Origin of the sequence: Breznakibacter xylanolyticus (assembly GCF_003254275.1) — a bacterium.
Classification (GTDB): domain Bacteria; phylum Bacteroidota; class Bacteroidia; order Bacteroidales; family Marinilabiliaceae; genus Breznakibacter; species Breznakibacter xylanolyticus.
This window is the reverse complement of sequence record NZ_QKZK01000006.1, coordinates 89,307-106,355: the sequence shown is the minus strand read 5'-3', so window position 1 is coordinate 106,355 and position 17,049 is coordinate 89,307. Positions and strand designations below refer to the sequence as shown.

Annotated in this window: 7 protein-coding genes; all 7 read left to right on the top strand. The window is 45.7% G+C overall.

The features are described from left to right. The first annotated feature begins 1,165 nt into the window (after window positions 1-1,165). The 7 genes from LX69_RS05035 to LX69_RS05005 all read left to right on the top strand — a co-directional run bounded on the left by LX69_RS05035 (window position 1,166) and on the right by LX69_RS05005 (window position 17,048). Window positions 1,166-3,517 carry a fasciclin domain-containing protein gene (locus LX69_RS05035; protein ID WP_111444737.1) on the top strand — a complete coding sequence of 784 codons (2,352 nt, stop codon included), beginning with the start codon at window positions 1,166-1,168 and terminating at the stop codon, window positions 3,515-3,517. Between the two features lie 15 nt (window positions 3,518-3,532). Next, complete coding sequence (locus tag LX69_RS05030) at window positions 3,533-6,811, top strand: SusC/RagA family TonB-linked outer membrane protein (RefSeq protein ID WP_111444736.1); 3,279 nt, start codon at window positions 3,533-3,535, stop codon at window positions 6,809-6,811. A gap of 41 nt (window positions 6,812-6,852) precedes the next feature. Continuing rightward, window positions 6,853-8,391, top strand: coding sequence for a RagB/SusD family nutrient uptake outer membrane protein (locus LX69_RS05025; RefSeq protein WP_170124246.1), 1,539 nt, complete (start codon window positions 6,853-6,855; stop codon window positions 8,389-8,391). A gap of 25 nt (window positions 8,392-8,416) precedes the next feature. Then, on the top strand, window positions 8,417-10,225 hold the full coding sequence (locus tag LX69_RS05020; protein ID WP_111444734.1) for a fasciclin domain-containing protein: 1,809 nt from the start codon (window positions 8,417-8,419) through the stop codon (window positions 10,223-10,225). A gap of 227 nt (window positions 10,226-10,452) precedes the next feature. Beyond that, window positions 10,453-12,042, top strand: coding sequence for a fasciclin domain-containing protein (locus tag LX69_RS05015; RefSeq protein ID WP_111444733.1), 1,590 nt, complete (start codon window positions 10,453-10,455; stop codon window positions 12,040-12,042). 23 nt (window positions 12,043-12,065) lie between these two features. Further along, window positions 12,066-15,212, top strand: coding sequence for a SusC/RagA family TonB-linked outer membrane protein (locus tag LX69_RS05010; RefSeq protein ID WP_111444732.1), 3,147 nt, complete (start codon window positions 12,066-12,068; stop codon window positions 15,210-15,212). Window positions 15,213-15,242: 30 nt separating this feature from the next. Beyond that, complete coding sequence (locus LX69_RS05005; RefSeq protein WP_111444731.1) at window positions 15,243-17,048, top strand: RagB/SusD family nutrient uptake outer membrane protein; 1,806 nt, start codon at window positions 15,243-15,245, stop codon at window positions 17,046-17,048. The last annotated feature ends 1 nt before the right edge of the window (window position 17,049 follow it).

Below are 17,049 nucleotides of genomic sequence, written 5' to 3'. Positions count from 1 at the left end.
CTTTCCATCCAAAATTCATTAAAAAAACACCTTTTTTCACCTCAAAATAGTCTCTTTTGCTCTATTTGCTTTTGTAATACATTGATAATCAGTGTCTGAATTTTCGAAAAATCATTTGTAGTACACAAGGGGGTATTGTATATCAGCGGTTTACATGTTTACTTTGGGGCATGTATTTCAAAGTATCCATGCGCACCAACCCCGAAACGGGAATCTATAGCGGTTATTACCGTGTTTAGTGGAGAGCTAGCGTCATTACGCTACCTTTACAAAGCGAAAATCTGTAGTACACAAATCCGAACTCGAAAATGAACAATTCATTGAAATACAGGCGCTGGCTTTAGGATAGCTGCAAAATGGGTTAAGATTTTTTGTTGATTATTCTGGAGAAGGGTGTTCCGTGAGGGGCGCCCTTTTTTATATTTCCCCCAAACCCATGATGTTTAGAAAACCAGGGGTTTCGAGTAGTTGTCAAGCCTCCGTTGTTCCTATAAACCTCTCTCATGTGCAACGCATGTCACTTATATGGATGGTGATTCATGTCTTTTTTGATCATGCCTCGAAGTTCCATATTCTGCAATTCTTTAATTGCAGGTTTTGTTTTATGTGAACTGCCATGGCTGAGAATGGCGGACTTATGTGTTTTGGGTTGCTTGTTCGCATTATTGAAACATATTTAAACAGTTGTTGGTGAAAGAGTATGAAAAAGTGTACAATCATCCTCTTTTTCGATGGCTTTTTTTGTTTATCACCCTCCTTTTGCGCTGTTTCTTGCCGTTCTGTTCCGCTGTGATGTTTGCATAAAATGACATTTGTGGTAACTCTTTCATGTTTGATGTTTGAAATGTCTGTGTTTTGTTGTGGAGTGTGAATAAGTCTCAAATGGATCCCCTTTTATTGTGGTGGTGAAAAATGGCTAATTCTTTTCTATTGCCCTGTGTGCCTACTTTTGGGACGATTTTCATGGCTGCTCGGTACGATTTTGGAGGGTGACGATTGGTGTTTGGATGTTGATGTATGTTAATTTTGATGAAAATTAATTGTTGTTTGAAGGTGTTGACAAATGTGGATGTTTGATTTATTTGACATCAAAAATTCCCGCTGTGCTCTCATCTTTTTTCAACCATGAGATGTCAATCATTCAAAAAAATAAAACCAATCTGTTATGCGAAGGAAATTTGCAGTTTTTAATGCATGGATGGTCATCACTCTTTCTGCTTTGCTGATGGTCGCCTGCGAGGACAAAGAGGCATATTACGATCGCCCGTCGTGGCTCGAGCCCCCTATTTATCAGCAGCTCAAGGAAAGGGGCAACTTTACCCATTATTTGGCTTGTGTCGATAAAGCCGGGTATGAGAAGACGTTGCAGGGTGCAGGTTTTTATACTGTGTTTGCTCCCAATGATGCGGCGTTTGATCTGTTTTTTAAGGAAAATGGATTTACCTCCATTGACGAAATTACCGCTGATATTGCCAAGTCAATCGTGACCTATTCCTTAACTGTGTCGGCTGTTTCAAAAGATAGCATTGACGACTATAAGGCCTCTGCAGCTGCGGCACTGGTAAAGGATGTTGCCTTTAAAAGACAGACTTATTATTATAAGTGGGTTTATGAGGATTCTGTGTATGCAGAGGGACGAGCATCGATCAATCAAACCTGGACCTCGTTGGTCGATATGAATGCTGTGGAGTCTGAATTGGCCATCCCTGGTGTGTTCGAGTCAACCGATAACAACCGTAAACACATTCCGTTTTTTACAGATGCTTTTATGGCCAAACAGAAGTTAACGGCCGAGGATTATAATTACTTCTTTCCCAATACCCCTTTAACCGATTTCAATGTGGCTGATGCTCGTGTAGTCGATAAAAATATTTGGGCTGAGAACGGGATTATTCATGTTGTTGACAAAGTGTTGTTGCCCCTCGATAATCTGAGTGAGATTTTGGCTAGACGGGAAAGTTGTTCTTCTTTCAGGAGTTTACTGGAAAAATACACCACCTCTTATTCATTGGCGTCTGAGAGTTATCTGTTAAAATACTTTCAGGCATCAGGAGAGTACAAACAATTGTATATTAAAGATTATCCTTATTTGAGTTTTGCCCCCAATTGTGAAAACTATTTGCGTTATGGCGGAGGTAGCTTGATGGATGCCTATACCGAAGGCTGGACCATGTTTGCCCCCAATAACACCGCATTGAAGCTCTTTTACGACGAGGTGTTGTTTACAAAGGGGTATAAGTCACTTAACGAGGTTCCGGATTTTGTAATTCGTGAGTTTGTGAATGCTCACCTGTTTCGCAAAACCGTTTGGCCATCTAAGTTTGCAGTCACCACCAATCCCTATGGTGAAGTACCTCGGTTTGATCCTGTTGCTGATGTAGAGGTTGGTGAGATGGCGAGCAATGGTTTATTTTATTCTGTGACGAAAGTGCAAAATACTGATGCTTTTCGTACCGTGTTGGGTGAAGTGATTTTGAATCCAAACTACTCCATGATGTATCAGGCGCTTGATGATTTGGAGCCGTTGGTGAATTTGCTGAAGAATCCCATCGCGACCTATCGTCTTTTTCTGATTTCGAATGATCAGTTTGCAGCAGCCGGGTTTAAATATAACGCCGCAAGTTCTAAGTGGGAATTTACTTCCGATGTCAATCGTCCGGATCTGGGTAGTAAAGTGGATGAAGCATTGCGACGTTTCATGAATCATCACATTGTGTTAACCACTCCGGCGATGGAAACTAACGGTTTGTCATTTGTGAACTACACCGGGATGATTCAGACGTATGAAAATCAGGAGTACATTAAGTTAAGCAATAATGTGGTTTATGCTGCCGGAAATGCGTCAACCGCACGACCCAAAATTTTACGTGAAGTGCCTTCGACGGCAGTCAATGGCAAGTGTTATGAATTGGACAGACCCATCTTGTTTTCGGTGGGTAACCTCGGCAATTGGCTCTCATTTTTTAATTCAAATTCCAATTATCGAGCTCAATCTTTATTGAATTATCTTAATAAAGCAGCTAAAGCGACTTATGTCGATGATAATGGAAAAACCGTGACTTCATCCAGTGCCGTTTACAACGTGGATACCAAGGTCATAAAAGGCATTGCTAACACGGATGTGATTACTGTTTTCTTGCCTAACGATCCTGCTATGACAAAAGCGGTGACTGCCGGGGTGTTGACTGCATTGGCCAATTTCGCACCCAATGGCGATCCTATTAAAATAGCTTCTGATAATACTGTAATTGAGCGGTTTGTAAAATATCACATTGTTAAAGGAAATATTGTGGTGGGTGATATTGTGAAAAATGGCACCTATACCACTTATCGGACTCTCGAAGACGGAAGCAATGCCACGCTGACCGTTAATGCCACTGAAGGCAATCCGGGCGCCATTACCATTACCGACAATCAGGGTAGGACTGCTAAAGTAATCACTGGAGCATCATCTACTTACAATATTTTAGGGAACCGATGCATCGTGCACATGATCGATAATTATTTAACCTATTGATAAATCGTTGAAAAAATGAATAAGCTAATCAGTATACTGCTTATACTCCAGGCTTTCTTTCTTTTCTCCGAAGCCACTGCGCAAAAGCGAACCGTGGTTCGGGGGAAGATCATTTCGGGGAGCGATAAAGGCGGACTCCCGGGAGTAACAGTGGTCGAAATAGATAAAAACAACCGGATTACTGTGGGTACCGTCACCAATATCGACGGCGAGTATGCTCTGGAAGTGCTCAGTGATCAGGATCGGTTGATGTTTTCGTTCATCGGCTTTAAAGAGCAAATACACGATATTAAAGGTCGCACACTGATTGATGTCACGCTCATTGAGGATATGAAAACTCTCGAAGGCGTTGAGGTGCGTGCCGAGCGTCGAACCAATACCGGGATGATGACCATCGCCGACCGTAACCTGGCCATTCCCATGGCCAAAATATCGGCCGAGGAGTTTGAAAACGTTCAGGCATCGTCCATCGATGATGCCTTGCAGGGGCGTTTGGCCGGGGTCGATATCGCTTCTAATTCGGGCGATCCAGGTGCCGGGATGTCCATCCGGATTCGCGGGGTGAGCACCCTGAGTGCCAACATCACCCCCATGATTGTCGTCGATAACATTCCTTATGAGGTAAACGTTTCTTCGGATTTTAACTTTGGAACGGCCAACGAAGAGGGGTATTCGCAAATGTTAAACATTCCGGTAGACGACATCAAGGAGATCACCGTACTCAAGGACGCTGCTGCCACTGCCATGTGGGGAACCAAGGCTGCCAATGGGGTGCTGATGATTACCACCAAACGGGGTACCAAAACACAAAAACCCAAAATCAGCTATACTTATCGTGGAACCTACTCCATGAACCCGGGGCATATTCCCCTGCTCAATGGCGATGAATATTCAACCATGATTTTGGAGGGATATCAAAATGCCAATGGCGTGCCCCTGAATACCAACACTCGTCGTGAGTTCTCCTATTCGCTTGATGATCCTTATTACTACTATAATTACAGCGCTAACACCGACTGGATGGAAGCCATCACCCGCGATGGATTCACCAACAACCACGACTTCTCAATTGCCGGGGGGGGGAGCAAGGCTTTTTACCGTTTCTCGGTGAACTACCAAAACACCAAAGGAACCACGGTGGGCAATGACCTCGATCGTCTCTCGGGACGTTTGAACCTCGACTACTTTATCTCCGACAAATTGAAGATGCGGGCCGACTTCTCCATCGCTCATGCCGTCACCAATAGCAACTTTACCGATGATGAACTGGTGAGGAGTGTGAAAGGCAACGATGTGCGCCAAATCGCCTACAAAAAAATGCCCAACATGTCCATTTGGGAGTACGATGCCTATGGCAACAGAACTGGTGAGTACTTTTCTCCTGAGGCAAATGCTCAAGGTACGTTTCCAACTACCTATAACCCGGTGGCCATGGCCAACGATGCCACCAACCGCACCACCAACGATCGGATTACTACCAAGTATTCATTGTACTACGACATTATCCCCGGTTTGCGTTACACCCTCGACTTGTCTTTTGATGTGGTGACCAATAAAATCAACCGCTTTTTGCCACAGTCGGCTACTGGTCGCTCATGGACCAACACCTGGGTGAATCGTGCCATGGACAAGGATGATGACTCGTATTACATCTATACCAATAACATGTTGAACTACAACAAAACGTTCAACGAAATTCACCAGTTGTATGCCACGGTAAACTTTACGACCAACGAAACCATGGGGGATTTTTACAAAATATGGTCTTCCAACTCGGTCTCCACTTCGCAGGAAGATGCGGCCAACGCTTCAGTGATCAATAATGCGGCCAACAGTTTGGAGTCGTCACCCTGGCACAATCGAACCATGGGAACCACGGCCATGGTCAACTACATCCTCAAGGATCGTTATATTATGGCTTCAGGCTTGCGTTATGAAGGGAATTCGAAATTCGATACCAACAACAAGTTTGCCTTCTTCCCCAGTGTGTCCCTTGCTTGGCGCATTTCGGGCGAAAATTTCATGAAAAATGTTAAAAACCTCAATGACTTACGACTCCGCTTCAGTTATGGCGAAAACGGGAACCCGCCTAAATACGATGGATTAACTTACAGTAATATTGCTTCGTTTGGATGGAACTACTTGGGTAACAGTGCTACATATGTCAGCAACCTGCAGTTGAAGAACCTTAAATGGGAGTCCATTCAAAATACGAACTATGGCATCACGGCCGAAATGTACGACGGCCGACTCAATGTGGAGTTGGATTATTATGAAAACCGAACCAAGGATATGTTTGGGCGGAATACTTCCATTCAGTCCACGTCAGGATATTCTTCCATATCATATGTAAACCTCGGCACGATGGATAACCTGGGTTGGGATGTTTCAATTCGAACCATTCCCATTAAAACCAAGGACTGGCGCGTGAACTTCGACTTTAACATTGCCCGTAATTATAACGTGCTGCGCGAAGTGAGTGAAACTTTTCCTTTGGAGCGTAATGCAACCATCGGAAACGGTCAGTACAAAAATATCATCCAAATTGACAACCCGGCAGGCTCGTTCTATGGCTATCGTTACAATGGTGTTTATCTGAATAACGATCAGTTGCTGGCGCGTGATGCCAATGGCAACACCATTCTCGATGCCAACGGCAACGCCAAACCCATGGTGTATGACTACGACAATGCCCGCTACTTCTTTGAATTGGGCGATGCCATGTACGAAGACATCAATCATGATGGCAACATCAATGCCAGTGACGTGGTGTACCTGGGGAATGCCAATGCCGAGTTCTTTGGTGGATTCGGAACCATGGTTTCCTACAAAAACTTTTCGGTCAACTGCTTTTTCAACTATCGGGTTGGTAACGATATCATCAACCGCACTAAGATGAACGGTGAGGCCATGTTTAATTACGATAACCAGTTAAAGTCGACCCTCAAGCGCTGGCGCAAGCCAGGGGATGATACCGATATTCCTCGTGCTTTAATGGGAGCCGGATACAACTATTTAGGATCCGATCGCTTTGTGGAAGACGGCTCGTTTATGCGTATGAAGTACGTGACGCTGACTTATCGGTTTCCACAACAATTCTGTTCCAAGTTGAAGCTTGAGTCGATGCGTGTGTCGGCAACGCTTAACAACATGTTGACTTTTACAAATTATAGTGGACAGGATCCGGATATTAGCATCAACTCGAAAGATGGTACCATCTATACCGTCGGCTATGATGATTCGGCCACTCCACGAACCAAAGACATCACCTTTAACCTTGCGATAACTTTCTGATTTGTCAGGTAGTGAATGGATTAATGTTTCAAAATATGAACATGAAAACAATATATAAAATCAAATTATCTGTAGCAACGCTGATGGTGGCACTGGGGTTGTCGGCCTGTACCGACTGGCTGACCATCGACCCGGTAAACGGAGTCATTGCCGAAGAGTACTGGCAGAGCGAAGCCGACCTGAAGTCCGGCGTGATGGGCATTTATGCTTCCATGCTGGGTAATAATGCTTCGGGTAGCAATAGTGTCGCTGAATTACTGTTTTATTGGGGCGAAGTGCGGGCTGATATGGTGGCCAATGGCAATCTTATATTGAACGATTTTAACCTGATTTATAATGGAGACTTAAATTCAAATAACGGTTTGGTTAAATGGAATTCCATTTATCGCACCATCAATTATTGCAACATCATTCTTGAAAAGGCACCGGAGGTGAAGCGTGTGGATGCGGCTTTGACCGATGCGCGAATGAACGAGTATCGTGCTGAGGCGCTGACCATACGTGCCATGATGTACTTGTTGTTGAATAAAGTGTACCGCGAAGTGCCGTTGATTACTGAGGCAACAACCGCCGACAATCAAACCCTTCAGCGAGCAAAGGTGCTTGAACAGTCAGAGTTGTGGAATCAAATTGAAGCCGATTTGCTCGAAGCTCAGAAATATGCTGTGGAGTCGTATGGCACTACCTCGGCTGAGGACAAAGGGCGGGTAACGAAATACACCATTGCTTCGTTAATGGCCGATTTCTACCTCTGGCGCAGTGAGCCTGGTGACGCTGCCAAAGCGCAGGCGGCCTGTGACATCGTGATAAAGTCCGGTCGTTTTAATTTGGTCAAAGGCGACGAAAACTGGCTCAATACCCTCTATTATAATGGAAACAGTCTGGAGGGTGTTTTCGAATTGCAGTTTTCGGCTGATATTCTCAATCCGTATTTTAACCTCTTTGCTACAAATAACTACTTGAGAGCCAATGTTGATGTGGTGGAAAGCTTCTTTCCCGACGATCCGATGGTCGATGCCGACAGTGCCGATGTGCGTGCGGATCGTGGTTCATACCGCTCGGCGCTCAATTATGCTTTGTGGAAGTACATTGGGGTCAATCGTTATGCTTCTAAAACAGCGACCACCGCTTATTCCAATTTCATTGTCTATCGTTATGCCGATATCTTGCTGATGAAAGCCGAAGCGCTGGCTCTTCAGGTTGAGGATCAACCTGAACTGGCTGCCGAATCGTTGGCCTTGATTCATAAAATTCGCAATCGTGCCCGTGCTTCTGTGTTGACGTCTGAAGGAGCCCCCGATACCAAAGAAGGTCTGATCAATTATGTTCTCAATGAAAGGGCTCGCGAGTTTGCTTTTGAAGGGAAGCGTTGGTTCGATTTACTTCGCATTGCCAAACGTGATGGTTATAAAAAGAAAAACATTTTGGTAGACATGCTCACCCTGTCGGCTCCTGCCACACGGTTGTTGTCCATCCAAGCCAAAATGCAGGATCCGAATTATCACTACATGCCCATTCCTCAGTCCGATATTGATGCAGGATATCCTTATCTGATTCAAAATCCTTTCTACCAAAAATAATGTCAACCCGATAACAGTATCAATTATGAACAAATTTAAATATTGCATTTGGGGATTTGTCTGCTTGTTGGGCATGACCTTTTTGTGGAGCGGATGTGAAGATCCCAACTACGAAGAACGAACCAATTTCGAAGTACTCATTGGCGAGTATTTTGATGCCCGTCCGGATTCATTCTCTTTGTTTTCCGAAATTTTAGAGCGTTCGCAGACCGTCGCTTTTTTGAAAGCTTACGGTAACTACACTTGTTTTGCTCCCACAAATGTGGCCGTACAGGCCTACTTGAAGAGCAAAAATGTGAGCTCTGTGAGTGAGATCGACCCGCTTGAACTCAAGCAATTGGTGCGTTATTGTGTGGTGAACGATACCGTGCCCAGCGAAATGTTTGTCGATGGGCGTTTGGAGTATCCTTCTATGCAGGGTCAATACATGATTACCGGAACCACGGTGTCAGCTTCCGGCGAAGTGATGACCTTGGTGAACCGTCAGGCCGCCATTGTAAAGAAAGATTTGCGCGTGACCAATGGCATCATTCATGTCATCGATCAGGTGCTCACTCCCTCCGAGTTATCGATCTCTGACTACCTGGCTGCCAACCCCGAATTTTCTTATTTCTGGCAGGCCATGCAGGAAACCGGTTTCGACAAAATTCTCGATACCATTCCTTCGGCTGACAAGGCCGATACCACCTGGTACACCATTTTTTCGGTTCCCGATGCCGTTTACAACGCCAGTGGCATTACTTCGTTTGAGGCGCTCAAAGCCACCTACGATAGCCAACCTGATGAAAAAGGTCTGACAGGATTGTACAAATACATGGCTTATCATGTGTTAAAAGGGCAACAGAGTTTTGTGTCCGATTTGATCACTGCTAAAGTTGCCAAAACCATGGCTCCCGGGGAAGTGTTAACCGTTAAAAATTCCGGAACCACGGTACTCATCAACGATGACATATTTGCCGGGGTGCATGAACCGGGATTTGAGATTCAACGCGAAGTGTCCGACCTCTGTATCGGAAACGGAGTGGTGCATGTGATGAAGGGTAATTTTGCAGTTAAAGAGCGTTTCCCATTTCCGGTGTACTGGGAGGTCACTGACATGCTTGAAATTAAAAAGATGCCGGGTGTTTATAAAAAGGCTTATCAGAATCTCACACACGGCCAATTGGCCGATGTGACCTGGGAGCCCACCACCGCCTCTATTGGTTATGTGGCTCCCTTCACGGTGAGCGGAACCCGTCACTGTGTCAATGACGATGTGTTTGAGATTTACTTGCGTCCCGAAGTGGTGAAAAGCATCACCTTTAAAACCCCAACACTCGTGAAAGGTTCTTATAAAATATGGATCGCTTCGCGTAACGTACCCACCAGCTCCCGGATGCCTAAGTTTTATGTCTATTTCAATGATAAATCAACCAGTCGAATCATGGATTGTGCCAAAGCTCCCGGCTTGTCCGATGGTAAAGCACCTACGGATGCTGAATTGAATCTGAATAATTTCAAGATTTATCAATACAACCCTTACGATTGGTACACCACCGATGAAACCGCGATTCAAACCAATATTGACAATGGCACAAAACTCAATTGGCTTGGTTCCAATGCCTGGGGACGCGTCGCCTGCCAGTATGCAGGAACGGTGGTGGTGGAGGAAACCGGATCGCAAACCCTCAAGTTCGAAGCCATTAGTGGAGGTTCCAACAGTTATTTATGGCTCGACCAGATTCAATTTATCCCTGTCGAGGAAGATCAGAACTGGCCGCGCATCAACACGCTGGACGCTTCCTACGTGTACAAGGAGGATTTGCTGATGGGGAATTTTCCAAAAACAAACTAATGGAAATCTTTTCGGGAGAACTCGCAATGTGTTCTCCCCTTTAAAAAGAGAAGGTCACACCTTCGCTGCATTGGTAAAGCACATCTGTGTGGTTGGCTCATACCCATGCCGGGATGAATAAAAACAAGCAATTAATAATCTTATGAAACGAGCCATGAGCAAGCCTTGCTCTCTCAGAAGGATGACGATTGGCGAGTTCCATTTGACCATTGAAAAAAATTAGACATATGAATAAAAATCCATTTGTTGTTCTGCTCGCTGCGCTGCTGATGCTGGCCGGTTGTTCCGATGCCTGGGACGATCATGTGGCTGTGTCCGGGAGTGTGTCGAAGTTGACGCTGTCGGAATACATCCTTTCCAACAGCGAATGTTCGCAGTTTGCTGCACTTTTAACTGCTACCGGTCTGGATCGGAAACTCGATTCGGTAAATGTTTATACGGTTTGGTTGCCGACCAACTCGGCCATGGCCAACGTTGACCCTCAAATCATCGATACTGATGAGGAGAAAAAAGCGTTTGTGCTTAACCATCTGATTGCCGGAAAATTCCAGGCTAATGTCACCACGTCTGCCGATTCCTTGCGGATGCTCAGTGGGAAAAAGCTTTGGTATCAGCCCGCTGCTTCACTCATCGATGAGGTGACTTTGCTTAAGGAAAAGGAAACGGTGACCACTAATGGTGTCATTCAGTATGTTGCTCAGAGCCTTTCGCCCCGTCTTTCTATTTGGGAGTGGGTATTGAATGCCGCTCCTTCATCTCGATTTATCACGTATTTAAAATCCCTCGATTATCTTTATTTCGATGCTGCGGCATCGGGGTATCTGGGGACTTCGGCAGACGGAAAAAATGTATATCGCGATAGCGTTTTTGTCTTGCGAAATAAGTACCTGCAGCAGGTGGCCGATTTGTCGTCCGAAGATTCGATGATGACTTTGCTGGTTCCTTCTGATGAGTTGTTTGAAGCTCATTTTAATCGTTTTCAAAAGTATTACCGCTTGGATGACCGCGAGTCCAATGTCGTTCCAACCGCTCGCGATAGTGCTTACATCTGGTTGATGGTGGCGCGCGATTTTGCAGTAAAAGGGGATCATTCAGCCCTTCAGGCACCGGCTCTGTTGACTTCCGTTGCCGGGGTGCAGGTTCCGTTCAATCCTTCAGAGGTATCTGTGTCTTATAAAGCCAGTAATGGACATGTTCACATGATTAAAGCATGTGATTTGGCTGTGGCCGATAAAATTTTGCCCATCGTGATTGATGCCAACCAGCAAACGCTTTACAGAACGACCAGTAAGGTAGGGATGCCTACGTTGTATTACCGCCAGCGTGCCAATGCGCTCAATGGGTATGATATGATTTTGGACAATCAAAGTAACTCCAAAACTGACGTCATTGATGGTTTGGTGATTCGGGGAGGTATGACGGCCTCGTGTCGTTATCGTGTGAAAATTCGTGCCGTTAACGATTTTGGGAAATCCTATCGTTATGCTGACAATGCCTTGGCCTTAAGTCAGATGATTGGCCCGGTGACTGTGATTCGTTATCCTAAAAATGATTATGCATTTGAAGATATTTCTGATGTCACCAACAAACTGACCGACGATAGTCCCGATGTGGATTATTCAACCTCTTATTATGTTGCTTTTCCATATAAGGCTGCTTCTTACAGTCCGTTGGCAAATGTGTTAGACGATGAGCTGGATTTGGGTTCCTATTATTACCGGAATGCTGAAATGTCGTTTTTCCGTTTGGTGCCATTGTCGGCACAAATGGCTGTGACTCTCGACTACATCCGTTTGATCCCGATCCTTGAAGATTAACCTTGTTATAAAACATCAGAAACATGAATTATTTACATAAAACCTTGATGACTGCTTTGGCTTTGCTGGTGTCGTGTGGCGCTCTCATTGGCCAGTCCGAGGCTGCGCAAACCAAAACGGTGGCCGGGGTGGTGTTTGATGCTGCAACCCTGCAACCCATCGAGATCGCTGCTGTTAATTGTGGAACCCTCTCGTCTACCTTTACCGATTTGGATGGTTCTTTCTCATTAAATGTTTCCGGCATTGCCGATGTTCTCACTGTGAAGGCCATGGGCTACCATGATAAACACGTGGTGGTGGGAAACCGGGATTCCGTATTTATTTATCTTAAAGATGTGGGGGCTTACTCTTTGTTTGAATCGGCTCAATCCGGATATTTTAACGTAAATCAGGTGTATACGACTCAGTCGGTGGTGGGTGTCAATCGTTTTGATGATAAAAAACGACAGATACTGGGGTCGGCCGAGGCTGCTTTCAACGGCCGGGTCGCTGGCTTAAATGCGCTCTCGCGTAACGGTATCAAAGGCGTTGGTTCTGATTTGATCATCCGTGGTAACTCCTCGCTCAATGCTTCTAATCAGCCACTGGTTGTGGTTGATGGCATGATTTACGACATTAATGCTTATGGCATTTCGCTTATTCCAGGTTACAAAAACAATCCACTGGGTGGGATCAATGTTGATGACATCGAAAGTGTTTCGGTGATTCGCGATGCGGCTTCGGTGTATGGTGCCAAAGCTGCCAACGGGGTCATTCTCATTCGTACCACTCGTGCTCAAAAACAGGCAACCACCATCGACTTTCATCTGAGTGGGGGCTTGGAGCTGAGTCCCGAATCGTTGCCCTTGTTAGATGCTGAAAGTTATCGAAGCTATCTCAACGAGATGTTGCTTTCTTCAGGAAAATCAGGAACGGCCATTAATGCCATGCCATATTTTATCAATGATCCGGCCGTGGCCGGTTATTACACCGCTCGAAACAACACCGACTGGCAAAAAAAGGTCTTCGCCAACAGCTATTCATCTAATTATGGGCTTTCCATCAAGGGGGGTGACGATGTGGCGCTTTATGCCCTCAATGTGGGTTACATGACTCAGGGGGGGATTGTCGATGGCAGTGATAACAATCGCTTTAACCTTCGGTTCAATTCCGATATCAATATCTCAAAAGCCATTCAGCTCAACTCAACCATTGGGTTTCATTACATCCAAAAAAACATTACCGCTTCCGGTATCGAGGGAAGTGCCGATGCCGTGCATCAGGCTCGTGTGAAAGCACCTTTCCTGCAGGAGCGCGAACGGAACATTTTGGGGCTCACCACCCCAGTGTATTGCGGCTACGACAGTTTGCAGGTGAGTAACCCGGTTGCCTTGCTCAATGGGTTAAAGCAGGAAGATATGAACTACCGTTTTTTTGGAGCCTTTAACTTTAATGTGAATTCGGGAAAGCATCTCTCGGTGGCCGATCAAATTGGCATTTCTTTTGATAAAGAGCGTCAAAGTATTTTCATCCCCGGGAGTGGGGTTACCCCAGACTCGGTGTACAATGGTGTGCGTATCAATCAAATGATGCAGAGTGTGACCCGTCACATGGCGGTAAACAACGATTTGCGGTTGGTGTATGACAACACCTTTGCTGCTTTTCACCATTTAAACGGGGTGGCTGGCGCTCGGTTGAACATCAATATGTTGGAGCAAGATTGGGGTAAAGATTACAATTCGGCCAACGATCAAATTTATACACTGGGTAGTGGCGATTATCTGTTGCGCCAAAAAGGTGGATTGATGGGCGATTGGTCAAGTTTGACCTGGTACACCAATGTGAATTACGATTTCCAAAAGAAATATTTCCTTTCTGCCAGCATGTCGCTCGACGGTTCTTCTCGCTTTGGCAAAGATGCTCAGGGATTGAAGATGTTTAACACTGTGTTTGGTTTCTTTCCTGCTGTGAGTGCTGCATGGCTCATTTCCTCTGAACCGTTTATGGCTGGGTTGAACTGGCTCGATGTGTTGAAGCTGCGTGCCGGTTATGGGATGACTGGTAACGATGACATTGGTAATTATCGTGCCCTGCGTTATTATACCGAAAAAAGTTTCCTCAACTCGCAGGGGGCTGTCATTGGCAATGTAGGCAACTCTGAGCTTTCGTGGGAGAAAAATACCAAAATCAACATCGGACTTGATGTCGCTGTGGCACATGAACGGGTGAGCATGAGCGTGGATGTGTATCAAAACAAAACCACTGACATGATTGATTATATCTCCGGTCAAACGCTTTTTAGTGGCATTGATGGTTACTGGGCCAATGTGGGTGGATTGACCACCACCGGTCTCGATCTCATGCTCAACGGACGCATCATCAATCGTCCTTTCCGTTGGGATCTTGGTGTGATTGTTTCAAAATATTCTACCGAGATGGATGAGTTGTGGGATGGTTCGCGCATCACTACCATGTACGATGCTAACATTCTGACTCAAAAGGGTGCCCCCATCGGTCAGTTTTATGGTTACAAAACCAATGGCGTGTATGCTTCGGCTGCCGAAGCCTCGGCAGCTGGTCTGTCCGCAGTTATGCCCAATGGTGACAAAGTGGCCTTCCTTGGGGGGGATGTCCGTTTTGTTGAAAAGACCGTTGATGGGGTGATTGATGCCAGCGACATGCAGGTGATTGGCGATGCAACGCCCGATTTTACCGGCGAGATCTTCACAAAAGTGCGTTATAAAAAGCTAACCCTGGATGCTTCTTTATCGTTCTCTTATGGTGGTGATGTGTTTAACTACATGCGCTATACCATGGAGCGAATGAGCAACTTTGACAATCAAACTCAGGGGGTGCTCAATCGCTGGCAGTACGACGGTCAGATTACCTCTGCGCCCCGTGCTGATTACGGCGACACCATGGGGAATGCCCGTTTTAGTGATCGTTGGATTGAAGATGGTTCTTATGCTCGTCTTAAAAATGTTACCATCAGCTATGTGGTGCCATTTAAGTTGGGATTTCTTAAACGTGCCGAGGTATACGCTTCGGGGCTCAATTTGGTGACCTGGACAAAATATAAAGGCCTTGACCCTGATTTCAGTCTCAATGGATCAGCGCTCAGCCGTGGTATTGATTTGGGAATGATTCCTCAAAATCGTGCGTTCATTTTTGGTGTAAAAATTGGCCTCTAAGCCTTGGGTTTAATCTGAATAACGATAAAGATGAAAAAAGTTAAATTAATGATAGTGAAAGGTGTGGCAGTTCTTCTTTTGGGTGCTGCTGCCATGTCGTGCAGCGATCTGCTCTCGGCCGATGCCGATGATGTGCTTTTGCCCGATGAGATGTACCAAAGTACCGACGATGCCAATTCGGCCATTCGGGGTGTGTATGGTTCGCTCATGGATGTGGCTGCCCAGTATGTGGTGCTCAATGAGTTGCGTGCCGATTTGATGGATGTGACTTCCAATGCCACCCCCGATCTTAAGGCGTTGTCTCACCATGGTGAGATGCCGGTCGACAGCAAATGGGCTGACCCATCAGCATTTTTTCGCCTCATTAACAATTGCAACGATGTGATTCGGAATTTTGAAGCCATGCTGGCTGCCAAAAAAATGACCGATGAGGAGTTCAATCCCCGATATTCCGACATGGTCGCGGTTCGTTCATGGGCTTATTTACAACTATCGCTCCATTTTGCAGATCCGGTTAAGGGCGGAATACCTTACATTACCGAGCCGCTTACCGATGTTACAGCATTTTCGTCTGATAGATTGGATAAATATCCTCATCTGGATTTGCCCGCTATGGTCGCAAAATTATTGGAAACCATGGAGGCGCTGCCTTACAAAGATAAGTACACGGATGCCAATTTGCTCGAAACGATCATTACTTATTATCCCCGGTTGATGTACATCGATAAGGAATATTTGTTGGGTGAACTCAATTTATGGAATGGTAATTATTTCAAGGCTGCTTCATATTTTAAAAACATCATGGAGCGCGGTAAAAGCGGTAATGATTTATTCGACTTGTATAAATTACCGAATGATGTCTCTGCAACGCTCGCTGAAGCTTCTTGTCGTTTCAATAGCGGTTATGCCCGCTATTACGAAAACGACCGCTTGAGTTCCCGTAACATGTGGCCTCTCATGTTTTGGTACGACAACAGCGATGCCAACTACAATTACGAGTGGCTTTGGGTTCTCTATTTTGATAAAACGTTTGCGCCAAACCCCTTTGTCGAGTTATTTGCCAAAACCAATGGCAGCTATCTTTTCCGCCCTTCACAGCTGATCATGGACACCTGGAATGCTCAGGTGCAAAAGAACGGATTCGTGGGTGACTTTCGCGGTTATTATCCCGGCGTCAATTATGTTTTCCCCACGGGATCTTACGATATGGATGGCTCTGACCCCATTATCACCAAATTCATTTCCGAAGTTTATTATAAGGGTTCTACGACCGCATTGGATGGCAAATGGTTTTTGTGGCGTGCCGGGAGCTTGCACCTGCGTTACTGCGAGGCTGCAAACCGCGACGGAAAGCACAAGGTGGCTTATGCCTTAATGAATAATGGAATCAATGCCAATTTCAATGGAGCCGATTATCTGGCCGCCAATCCCACTGAGACCTGGAACTATCAGGACGTGACCGGCAGAGGACAAACAAGAATGGCCTTTCCTTACAATTTTGATGCCCGATCAACCGGGGTGTCCGATGTTCCCGCAAACCTGCGTCAACCCTGGTACCGAAATACAGGTATCCGAAATCGTGTTTCGCTTAAACCCAATGCTGTTGAGGGTGACTCTATTCTGGTGATTGAGAATCAGATTCTGGATGAGAACGCGCTTGAACTTGCCTTTGAGGGCGAGCGGTGGGGCGACCTGGTGCGTGTGGCTTTACGTCGTGGCGACAATGCCGTGCTGGCCAATCGGGTTGCCGATAAACTCAATAAGGCCGGTTTCAATGGCGAAGCCGTTCGCACCAAGCTCATGGATCAAAAAAACTGGTTCTTGCCTCTTTATTGAT

Coding starts and splice junctions, on each gene's coding strand:
- LX69_RS05025 (WP_170124246.1), top strand. CDS start 6,853: ATGAAAACAATATATAAAATCAAATTATCTGTAGCAACGCTGATGGTG.
- LX69_RS05020 (WP_111444734.1), top strand. CDS start 8,417: ATGAACAAATTTAAATATTGCATTTGGGGATTTGTCTGCTTGTTGGGC.
- LX69_RS05005 (WP_111444731.1), top strand. CDS start 15,243: ATGAAAAAAGTTAAATTAATGATAGTGAAAGGTGTGGCAGTTCTTCTT.
- LX69_RS05030 (WP_111444736.1), top strand. CDS start 3,533: ATGAATAAGCTAATCAGTATACTGCTTATACTCCAGGCTTTCTTTCTT.
- LX69_RS05035 (WP_111444737.1), top strand. CDS start 1,166: ATGCGAAGGAAATTTGCAGTTTTTAATGCATGGATGGTCATCACTCTT.
- LX69_RS05015 (WP_111444733.1), top strand. CDS start 10,453: ATGAATAAAAATCCATTTGTTGTTCTGCTCGCTGCGCTGCTGATGCTG.
- LX69_RS05010 (WP_111444732.1), top strand. CDS start 12,066: ATGAATTATTTACATAAAACCTTGATGACTGCTTTGGCTTTGCTGGTG.